The sequence below is a fragment of the Robertmurraya beringensis genome, from assembly GCF_042433785.1.
Classification (GTDB): Bacteria; Bacillota; Bacilli; order Bacillales; family Cytobacillaceae; genus Robertmurraya_A; species Robertmurraya_A beringensis.
In genome coordinates, this window is record NZ_JBHLUU010000085.1 from 1 (window position 1) to 10,238 (window position 10,238).

Sequence of the window (10,238 nt, forward strand, 5' to 3'; positions counted from 1 at the left end):
TAGGTTGTTGAGAGTGTCGTAACCTCAATTATCCTTAGAATTCAGGGGGTGGCAATTTTTTTGCTTATAAAGCCCTCTTAGATAGGATTTAATAACCTATTTACTATAAAAGTTTTGACAATACGAAAATTAGGGTGGAGGGGCATATATGAATATTAGAAACTCAGCAAAAGCTATAATACTTAAAGATGATAAACTCTTACTAACTAAAAATAAAGATGAAGAAGGTTATTTTTATCTTTTTCCTGGTGGAGGGCAAGAGCACGGAGAAACGATTCATAGTACTTTAACAAGAGAGTGTATTGAAGAGATTGGAGAACAAGTAGAAATTAAAGAGCTCCTTCATATTAGAGAGTATATAGGTAAAAACCACGAACATTCTTCTTTCGATTTTAATGTTCATCAAGTGGAATATTACTTCGTTTGTAACATTATTAATAGACCAAATAATTATGGACCACCAACTAATCCTGACAGTCACCAAGTTGGAGTTGAATGGATTCATATTAACGATTTACTAGACTATAGAATTTATCCAAAGGAGTTAAGAAAATACATAATAAGATATTCAAGGAGTGAAAAATCTCCTGTCTATTTAGGAGATATAAACTAGATAAAGGACGATTCTTACATAATTGAACTGAGCCTTCTTTTTATTCAACTTAAGGTGAGGTTACTTTATGAAGGAAATAGTTGTCTTTACCCCGAAATACATTGTATTAAGCTGAATATGGAGTGTTTACAATGATTAAATTTTTTGAATATAACTGGCAGGTAAGAGAAGAGTGGTTTGACTGGTGCAATAAATTGGAGATTGAAGAGTTGTTAATTGATCGTAAAGGTGGAGTAGGAAATATTTTATATACACTTTTCCATATAATAGATGTGGAATATAGTTGGATTCGTGGTATTCAGGGGAAAGAGGATGTAGTATTTCAGTTTGCTGATTATAATACACTTGAAAAGGTTAAATCTCTTTCAGATAAATTACGTATTGAAATAGTTGAATTTTTAAGAACAAATTTAGTTGACATTAAGGAACAGAGTGTCAGTGTTCCTTGGGATGAAGAAAAATACACTGTGGATGAAATACTTCACCATCTTATTGCACATGAGATTCATCATATCGGCCAACTTTCAGTTTGGTCGAGAGAATTGGAAATACTACCTGTATCCTCTAATTTGGTTGGCAGGGAGTTAAAATCTATCCATTCTTATTGAAGAAACAGGGGCATTAATTCAGAAGGATTAAAGTCCATTTTTTGATGAAGTTACCTATTGAACAATAGAAGCAGTTTAGTTGAACATTCAATTGGTATTTTAAGGAATGGTTTAAAAAAAATAGAAAGTCTTATGATTAATTGGGTAAACAACAGGACTAAAATAAGCGGAGAATTTCCGGTTAGACAGCAGAATATGGCTCGGATGGGTGTAAATAAGCGGAGAATTTCCGATTAAGGGAAGCAAAATTGTCCATTTTCCTGTTTTGTGAGTTGATAGTCGGAATTTCTCCGTCTATTTGAGCTATTTATAGAGATTTTTTGAAGATAGGGGAAATTTCTCCGCTTATTTATCAGCTAGTCGCAGATTCCACATTTATTGAACAAACGGTGGCGCTTATTGAAAATAAAATACTTTCAAAAGTAATTTCAATGTTGCGGCAAGGGAGTATTAATCCTAAGTGGGATAGTACTATTTTTATATCAAGTGGGTTTACTTTTGAAATTAGATAGTAGGAATATCGTTAATGAGGTGTTAACGATGATAGACGCACCTACAGTGAGAAAAAAGGAACAATAAGGTTAATAGATTTAGCCTATCAACAATTCGTGTTTAATGAGACACAAAAAGATTGATATCACCCGAGTTTACGCTTTTTTAAGTGGACATTTTTTGAGGCATGAGTGATATAAGAAATTGATTTAAGTGCTGATCTGATGCAGCACTTTTTATTATGCTAAAGAAGTATTTCAATGGAAAAAATAGGTTTTCTACCGAATGTACATGCCCTTACCATTATTAAACAAGTTTCATCTAATAGAATAAAAGGAGATGATGAAACTTTGTCAAAAGATAAAAAGAAAAAAAGAGATAATCAGGTTGATTATATTGTCATTGGTGCTGGAACGGCAGGTGGAATAATTGCCAAAGAATTAACTGATGACAAACGAACTTCCGTCCTAGTCCTTGAAGCAGGAACAAATATGGAGAATTCAAGCCCATCTATCGTAACAGCAGATCTCCGAGCAAATGATAATAGGCTTTCATTTAACATGCTGACGAGAACGGAGGAAAAGATCGGACGTCAACTTAGATTAAGGAATGGAAGAGTAATTGGAGGAAGTTCACATCATAATTTTATGGCTGCTGTACGTGGAAGCAGTGAACTTTATGATGAGTGGGCAAGACATGTCGGTGATTCATGGAGTTATGACCATATACGTTCATTATTTATAAAAAATGAAACCTATACTGGTGATACAGAAAGTCCAAACGAACGGGGAACAGATGGCCCCATTTTTGTTAGACAACAAAATACAGCGAATAGTCGGTTAATACCAACTCTCGTGGAGGCTACTTCAGAGGTACTGGGGATACCAATAGTGAAGGATTATAATACTGGAATAAGAGATTGTACCTTTTTAAAAGGACAAACGACTCAACAAGAAGTGAACGGTATGTTTGTTCGCTCATCTACTACAACTGGTTATTTAAACGCAAATATTGTTACACAAGGAGATGAGTTTCATCCAGATGAGTTTGGGATGGGGAAAAGGAAGTTAATCATATTTGCAAAAACAACGGTCAATAAAATCCTATTCAATTCAAAAAAAGGTATTCATACGGCAGTTGGTGTTGAGTTTGTTAGAGATGGTGTGACAGAGAGAGCACTTGCTCGAAAAGGAGTCATCGTTTGTGCCGGTATTTTTTCTTCCGTCATATTGCAACGGTCTGGAATTGGGAGAGCAACAGATTTAGTTCATGCAGGAATAACGTCACTGATAGAAAGTCCCCATGTGGGACACAATTTCCAAACTCAATATCTTGTTGGAATGGGAATTTAAGTAGAAACAACCCGACTTTCACAGGTATTAACTTCTGACACTACTCCACTGGCACTAGGAGCCTTTAAACAGGGTGATGGATCAGGGCGCCGTCTTCAATTATTAGGGGTACCCGTTCCAACTTTCGTGCCAATTCAAGAAGTATTTGCTAATCGTTGGCAGTTTAACCCTTTACAACCTACTAATATCATGAGTATTGGAATCATTGACCTTAATCCCAAAAGCAGAGGAACCATTTTGGCAGCACATAGTGATCCTGAAGCTTATCCATCGATTGATTTTAACTCGTTAGAAAATCAACTAATAAAATCATAATATACGAATCTATGACCAAAAATGTTCAATAGGTTCTATGATTTAGTTATTTCTTGGGTGCAAAAAACGTCAGAAAATATCTGCCGTTCAGATTGTCGACAAAAGGTAGTGAGAAGTCCTTCTCGCTTCCTTTTGTCATTTTTTTGTTTGGGTGTGGTGGGGAAAAGGCTGATTTCCGCTCCGGGCGCTTGCTTTCCGGGGGGCGGGCGGTGGGCCTCCTCGTCGCTGACGCTCCTGTGGGGTCTCACCTGTCCCGCTGAATCCCCCAGGAGTCAAGCACCCTCCGCTCCAATCAGCAGGTTTACTCTTAAAACTTTGACCAAAACCTATGAAATTCACTTTTAAAGTCATCGTCAAGCACATTGACAAGTCCAAGTAGCCATTTTCTTCAAATTCATGGAAGAGCCGGTGTTTTTTTATAAGCTTCATCCACTGCGAGAGCCAGTGTCTTTCCTTTTACGATAATTTTCTCAATAAGTAGCTGTAACAAATGACTGTCAAATATTTATATAGGCCAAAAAAATATCAAACATTCAAATAATCATTTGACCATTAGATAAGTGTTACATATACTAATATTCAAATAGATATTTGAATGAGGGTGAAAAAATGAAACATGAGGATGTTTGTGAAGTGTCCTGTATAGATGGAGAGAAGGTTGGAAAAGTACAAAAATCACTTGCTAATCAAAATACTTTAGCTGTGGCACAAATATTTAAGGCACTTGCAGACGACACTAGGGTAAAAATCGCTTACTCTTTAAGTGAAGAAGAGGAACTTTGTGTATGTGATGTAGCGAATATTGTTGGGTGTACCACTGCAACTGCTTCGCATCATCTGAGACTTCTACGTAATTTAGGATTAGCAAAATACCGAAAAGAGGGGAAATTAGTTTATTACTCTTTGGACGATGATCATGTCAAACAACTCATTCAGATTGCTTTTACGCATCAAAAGGAGGTGGCAACCAAATGAGTGAAGCATTAGAACAATCAAACAATAAGTCCGTTTATAGAGTCCAAGGATTCACTTGTGCTGGTTGTGCCACTAAGTTCGAAAAGAACGTAAAACATCTAGATGGTGTTTCTGATGCAAGTATTAACTTTGGAGCTTCTAAGTTAACCGTTTATGGTGAAGCCTCGATTGAGGAACTTGAGAAAGCAGGAGCTTTTGAAAATTTAAAAATTATCCCAGAGAAAGAGCGATTTGAAGAAAAAAAAGAACCATTCTTCAGAAAACATTCCTCTGTTCTTGCTTCATTAGCTTTTTTAATCATTGGTTGGTTAGCTGGTGAATTTAATGGTGAAGGAAGCCTGCCTTCCATTTTAGCGTACGGTGCTTCCATCCTCGTTGGTGGTTATAGGTTATTTACAACTGGGTTAAAGAATTTCATACACCTACAATTTGATATGAAGACACTAATGACCATTGCTGTAATCGGTGCGGCCATCATTGGGGAATGGGGCGAAGGGGCAACGGTCGTCATCTTATTTGCCATTAGTGAAGCTCTAGAAACCTATTCGATGGATAAAGCCCGTCAGTCGATACGATCCTTAATGGATATTGCCCCAAGAGAAGCTCTTATAAGAAGAGGTTCCAAGGAATGGATGGTTTCGGTAGAGGATATTCAAATTGGTGACGTAATGATTGTCAAACCTGGGCAAAAAATGGCTATGGATGGTGTGGTTATAAAAGGTCAATCATCTGTAAATCAAGCAGCCATTACAGGTGAATCTGTTCCCGTCTCAAAAGCAGAAAAGGATGAAGTGTTTGCGGGGACTTTAAACGAAGAAGGATTACTCGAAGTCCAAGTGACAAAACATGTGGATGATACAACGATTGCAAAAATCATTCATCTGGTTGAAGAAGCACAAGCAGAACGAGCTCCTTCCCAAGCATTTGTCGACCGATTTGCTAAATATTACACTCCAGCCATCATGTTAATTGCTCTAGGAGTTGCAGTGGTTCCGCCTTTATTGTTCGGTGCAGATTGGAGTACTTGGATTTATCAAGGGTTAGCTGTACTAGTCGTAGGATGTCCGTGTGCCTTAGTTATTTCTACTCCTGTTTCTATTGTTACGGCAATTGGGAATGCTGCTCGAAATGGGGTACTCATTAAAGGTGGGATTCATCTAGAAGAGCTAGGAGCCATTAAAGCCATTGCCTTTGATAAAACAGGGACATTAACCAAAGGGGTACCAGTAGTTACAGAGTATGTTCCTCAACAAGGTGTAGATAGTAATGAACATCTTACAATCGTTGCAGCGTTAGAAAATGGATCTCAACACCCACTAGCCTCAGCTATCATGAAAAAAGCAGAACAATTAAATCTCCCTTATTTAAATACGAAGGTTGAAGATTTTACTTCCCTAACTGGTAAAGGAATCAAAGGTACAGTAAATAACAAAACCTATTATGTGGGTAGCCCTGGTTTGTTTAATGAGCTACTACCTGAAGGGATTCCTAGTGATGTAAAGGCCGTGATTACTGACCTACAAAATCAAGGGAAAACAGTTATGGTTACTGGTACAGATACGATGATCATGGCCCTAATTGCTGTAGCGGATGTGGTAAGAGAAAACAGTAAAGATGTGATTGCAAAGTTACACTCCCTAGGTATCGAGAAAACCATCATGTTAACGGGCGATAACTTAGGAACAGCAAAAGCGATCGGCAATCAAGTGGGAGTTTCAGATGTAAAAGCAGAGCTCCTTCCGCAAGACAAGTTAGCGTTTATTAAAGAATTAAGAAGCAAGTATGATCGAGTAGCAATGATTGGTGACGGCGTGAATGATGCACCAGCTCTGGCTGCCTCTACAGTAGGGATTGCCATGGGTGGAGCAGGTACAGACACGGCCCTAGAAACAGCGGATATTGCTTTAATGGCAGATGACCTTGGCAAATTGCCTTTCTCTGTCAAACTAAGTCGAAAAGCGCTAATGATTATTAAGCAGAACATTACTTTTTCATTAGGGATTAAGTTAGTTGCGTTATTGCTGGTTGTTCCAGGTTGGTTAACCTTATGGATTGCTATCTTTGCTGATATGGGTGCTACCTTACTGGTAACATTAAATAGTTTACGACTCCTTAGAGTAAAGGATAAATAGATTGTAAAGGCTTCTCGTTCTTAATGGGAAGCCTTTTGATAAGGGAAGAAATAACAGCGAAAAAAATGCTAACGGGTACTTTGCTCGGAATTTACATAGGTAAATAAAAAACTGCCGACAAACGTAAAGCACATAAGTTTGTCGACAGCCTTATGGAGCAATGGCTGCTATTGTTTCCTCCATCTTAATAACGGTTTTGAAATAATCGGCGTCAACACACCTGAAAGAATCGCTTCAGTCATTCCATTAGTGGCTACTATGGTCAGGAGCGCAGGCAAGAGCTGCTCCATGTCCAATTTCAAAAAGTTCGCATAGGGCTCCCCATAAAATAAATAAATGAATCCAAGCACTAAAACCGTATTTGTTAAAGAACCCAACACACCGGCAACACTCATTCTTACTGTTTCATTGAGTTTCCCACTGAGTAATCGATGGAACACATATGCAGCGACTACACCAATTAAAATTCGAGGCAAAACAGATACAAGCGGATTCGTGAAAACAATGGGTGCAATTACGCTTGTCGGGGCGACAAATGCCCTGATGAACGTGATGATTCCCCATATGCCGCCGATAATGGCTCCTTCCTTCGTTCCGAGGACGATGGCTGCAGTAATGACCGTTACCTGAATAATCGTCAAGCTGAGCGGTCCCATCGGAATATATCCTAAAAACGGGATGGACGTTTGAATAATGATGATGGCAGAAAGCATCCCTAATAGGACCATACGGAATGTCTTATTTTTTTTGTTCATGAATAAGCTCCTTCTATTCTTTAGTCGGCTTCATAAAATCTATTTTGCCACGTAAGACTTATTAAGACAACGATTGGCTATACATCTCTTTTGATGGGAGTATTTCATCTGTGAAAATACCGCCTACACAAATAGAAAAGGGTACAAGACATTTAATAAGTCTACATACCCTTAAATCCATTAGATTATTGAGCTAGGTCTATTGGAAGCTTTAGCTGCACACTCACGAACTTACAAAGCGATTTTTCTTAAGTAGCCTTCTCCAATTCCCGACAAATAGTTCATCAGTAATTGTGTATCGTTTCTAAATGGCAAGATGTTAAGGACATGAAGGAAAGTTTCCTCGTATCCTTTCTTTTCTATACATTCTATTAATCTTTCAATGGAAAACGTACGACCAGTTATGGGGGAGATTAAGATGGTTTCCTTATTAATACCACGAGTTTCTAAATATTTTTTCAGCATATAATCACGCTCCGAATATAATGATAATTTTTATTATTTCCAGATTGATAGATTTTATACATTAGATAATTCATAATCTAGACGAAACGATTAAGCATCTTGGAGAAATTGGTGTACCTCTTGTGAAGGAAAAAGAGGTTAGTGAATTTGGAAAGTTTATTTGGATTGAAGATCCTGAAGGTAGACTGATTGAGCTATGGGAGAAGTAAATGGGTGGGATTCTTCATGTAAATGATGTATTTCACGCAATGGTTAATAGTGATCATAAGGGACTTTGTATAATAGTTTTAAAACAAACAAGTCAGTCCTTTAATGGGAAGCATCATAACAAGAACGAGTTCCCTTTTAAACGGAAACTCGTTCTTGTTATGTTATCTAATGAATATTATGCTTTCTAAAATTTCCGCCCTTCACTTCAGCTACGTCATATACAGTCACAAAGGCATTTTCATCGATTTCATTAATAATTTCCTTTAGCTTCGTTTCTTCTAAGCGGTTGATCACACAGGTGATTTCTTTGAATTTTTCGTTCGAAAATCCACCGTAAGCTTCTTTGTATGTCGCACCTCGACCCAAACGGTCACGAATGGTCTCGATCATGATTTCAGGTTGGGTTGTAATAATTTGAAAGGTTTTAGAACCACTTAAACCTTCTTCAACAATATGAATTACTTTAGATGCTATGTAATAAGCAATGGCTGATAGGAAAGCCCCTTGTAACCCAAAAACCGTTGAAACAAAAATAAACACAAAAATATTTAAGAATAGAATGAGGTCACTCGTTCCAAATGGCAATTTTCGTGAAAGTAATACCGCAAGCATATCAATTCCATCTAATGCACCACCATTTCTTAGTGCTAGTCCCATTCCAAATCCAAGAATAATTCCACCAACAACCGTTACTAACAAGGTATCTCCCTCAATGATAGCTGGGGTGTGATGCATAAAAATAGTACCAACGGCAAGTGATGCAATACCTAAAATAGATAATAAGGCAAAGCTTCTTCCGATTTGCTTATATCCTAACCAGACAAACGGGATGTTAAGGACCGCAATTAGTACACCTAGTGGTAAACCGAAAAGTTGTGAACCAACAATACTAACGCCCGTCACTCCTCCATCTGATACACTGTTTGGAATCAATACGGCTTCTAAACCATATGCCGCGATCAATCCTCCAAGTATGACCATTAGTGCTTGTAATACCTTTTTAAATTTAAACTTCTTTTGTTTTTCCATTGATTTCATCATATTCCTCACTTTAAGACATTTGTTATATAAGTTTACCATAAAAACTTGGATTAATTATTCCTAGAGCTATCTTAAGAATTAGCTTACTAGCATGAAATAATGTATGATGTTATTTAATATAGGGACTTATTAAATAACTTTATTTTGAAGAGATGGCAAAAAGATATGATACAGAAGAAAGGATGGCATTAGCTAAAGTTATTGTTAATGAAGTAAGATCAGAATTACAAAATAGTAAATCAAAATCATTAATAGACTATGGAAGTGGTACGGGTCTGGTTAGTTTAGAATTAACAGACTTAGTAGACTCTATTTTGTTAGTCGATTCATCCGAACAAATGTTAGAAGTTGCAAAAGCTAAAATTTCTCACAAAGGAATAGCTAACGCAACAGTCCTTTATTCAGATTTTACTCAAGACACTCCTGAGCTTAAGGCAGACATCGTGTTACTATCACTAGTCCTTCTGCATATTCCGGATACTAAAAAGATTTTACAAGAATTGTTCACTATTTTAAATCATGATGGAAAGCTAATCATCATTGATTTTGACAAAAATGATAAAATAAATCATCCGAAAGTTCATAACGGTTTTTCACATGATGAACTGGAAAAAAATTTAGCTGAAGTGGGTTTTAAATCAACGAGCATTAAGACATTCCATCATGGAAATCGTATTTTTATGAAGCAAGATGCGTCGATGTTTATATCTAGTAGTATAAAGTGATGTAAAAAAATTTAAAAAACGATTAAGGAAGGTTTATTGTTTTTAAATAGGGGTATATATAACTGAATGACAACGAAAATGGGATGGGATGTTAAGCACATTTCAATATCATTGAATTAAAAACTAACCTGAACAATTATCTTTTTAATCAATCATGTTGCTTAATCTCTCATTTCGGGTTCATAAGTAAAGGCTCTTTTTTAAAATCTATTTACAAAATTTTTAAGAGATAAACTTGTTGTTTCAGCAGCCAATCAGAATATTTTCATCCTTAGAAAAGAGCTACTCTCCAAATAGACCAATAAACCCAGCGTTATGCTGGGAAAAAGCCGGCTTTTGGGATTTTTCCTAAACAACAAACTTTACGAAAACAGCCTAAGTATAAAATGACACACCAACTAGCGTGAGATTGACTCGCGCTAGTTTTCTTGTGCGTGTGGCAGCACGCTTCGCTATAGGGTGAAAGTCCCGAATACAACCGCCGTTCAGTCGGGAAGTATTAGCTGACAGACAGTGCGAAGTCCGTGAGGATTCGTGCGGAGGGTCTGAAGGCAA

At 37.1% G+C, this 10,238-nt stretch carries 11 protein-coding genes and 1 pseudogene; 8 read left to right on the forward strand and 4 right to left on the reverse strand.

Annotated elements, in window-relative coordinates:
• Window positions 1–148: 148 nt before the first annotated feature.
• The 6 genes from ACFFHF_RS12425 (at window position 149) to ACFFHF_RS12450 (ending at window position 6,487) form a co-directional block, all read left to right on the forward strand.
• On the forward strand, window positions 149–613 hold the full coding sequence (locus ACFFHF_RS12425; protein ID WP_377058285.1) for an NUDIX domain-containing protein: 465 nt from the start codon (window positions 149–151) through the stop codon (window positions 611–613).
• Between the two features lie 131 nt (window positions 614–744).
• Complete coding sequence (locus ACFFHF_RS12430) at window positions 745–1,221, forward strand: DinB family protein (RefSeq protein ID WP_377058286.1); 477 nt, start codon at window positions 745–747, stop codon at window positions 1,219–1,221.
• Between the two features lie 752 nt (window positions 1,222–1,973).
• The gene (locus tag ACFFHF_RS12435) at window positions 1,974–3,065 is read left to right on the forward strand and encodes a GMC family oxidoreductase (protein ID WP_377058287.1); all 1,092 of its coding nucleotides are present in this window, start codon (window positions 1,974–1,976) and stop codon (window positions 3,063–3,065) included.
• Between the two features lie 126 nt (window positions 3,066–3,191).
• On the forward strand, window positions 3,192–3,380 hold the full coding sequence (locus ACFFHF_RS12440; RefSeq protein WP_377058288.1) for a hypothetical protein: 189 nt from the start codon (window positions 3,192–3,194) through the stop codon (window positions 3,378–3,380).
• Window positions 3,381–3,989: 609 nt separating this feature from the next.
• Window positions 3,990–4,355: an ArsR/SmtB family transcription factor gene (locus ACFFHF_RS12445; RefSeq protein WP_377058289.1), complete on the forward strand. Its 366-nt coding sequence runs from the start codon at window positions 3,990–3,992 to the stop codon at window positions 4,353–4,355.
• Window positions 4,352–6,487: a heavy metal translocating P-type ATPase gene (locus ACFFHF_RS12450; protein ID WP_377058290.1), complete on the forward strand. Its 2,136-nt coding sequence runs from the start codon at window positions 4,352–4,354 to the stop codon at window positions 6,485–6,487. The genes ACFFHF_RS12445 and ACFFHF_RS12450 overlap by 4 nt, the downstream gene beginning before the upstream one ends.
• Window positions 6,488–6,654: 167 nt before the next feature.
• On the opposite strand, the gene ACFFHF_RS12455 is transcribed toward ACFFHF_RS12450, so the two are convergent.
• Both ACFFHF_RS12455 and ACFFHF_RS12460 read right to left on the reverse strand, forming a co-directional pair.
• Window positions 6,655–7,242, reverse strand: a complete 588-nt coding sequence (locus ACFFHF_RS12455; protein ID WP_377058291.1) for an ECF transporter S component — start codon at window positions 7,240–7,242, stop codon at window positions 6,655–6,657.
• A 231-nt stretch (window positions 7,243–7,473) separates the two neighbouring features.
• Complete coding sequence (locus ACFFHF_RS12460) at window positions 7,474–7,707, reverse strand: hypothetical protein (RefSeq protein ID WP_377058292.1); 234 nt, start codon at window positions 7,705–7,707, stop codon at window positions 7,474–7,476.
• 68 nt (window positions 7,708–7,775) lie between these two features.
• Between ACFFHF_RS12460 and ACFFHF_RS12465 the strand changes: the two are divergent.
• Window positions 7,776–7,916: pseudogene (locus tag ACFFHF_RS12465) on the forward strand (VOC family protein); the annotation flags it as partial.
• Window positions 7,917–8,082: 166 nt separating this feature from the next.
• On the opposite strand, the gene ACFFHF_RS12470 reads toward ACFFHF_RS12465, so the two are convergent.
• On the reverse strand, window positions 8,083–8,955 hold the full coding sequence (locus ACFFHF_RS12470) for a YitT family protein (protein ID WP_377058295.1): 873 nt from the start codon (window positions 8,953–8,955) through the stop codon (window positions 8,083–8,085).
• A 155-nt stretch (window positions 8,956–9,110) separates the two neighbouring features.
• Between ACFFHF_RS12470 and ACFFHF_RS12475 the strand changes: the two genes are divergently transcribed.
• Window positions 9,111–9,683, forward strand: a complete 573-nt coding sequence (locus tag ACFFHF_RS12475) for a class I SAM-dependent methyltransferase (protein WP_377058293.1) — start codon at window positions 9,111–9,113, stop codon at window positions 9,681–9,683.
• A 375-nt stretch (window positions 9,684–10,058) separates the two neighbouring features.
• Here ACFFHF_RS12475 and ACFFHF_RS12480 read toward each other — a convergent pair.
• The coding region (locus ACFFHF_RS12480) for a hypothetical protein (RefSeq protein ID WP_377058294.1) at window positions 10,059–10,238 on the reverse strand (180 nt) is incomplete at its 5' end.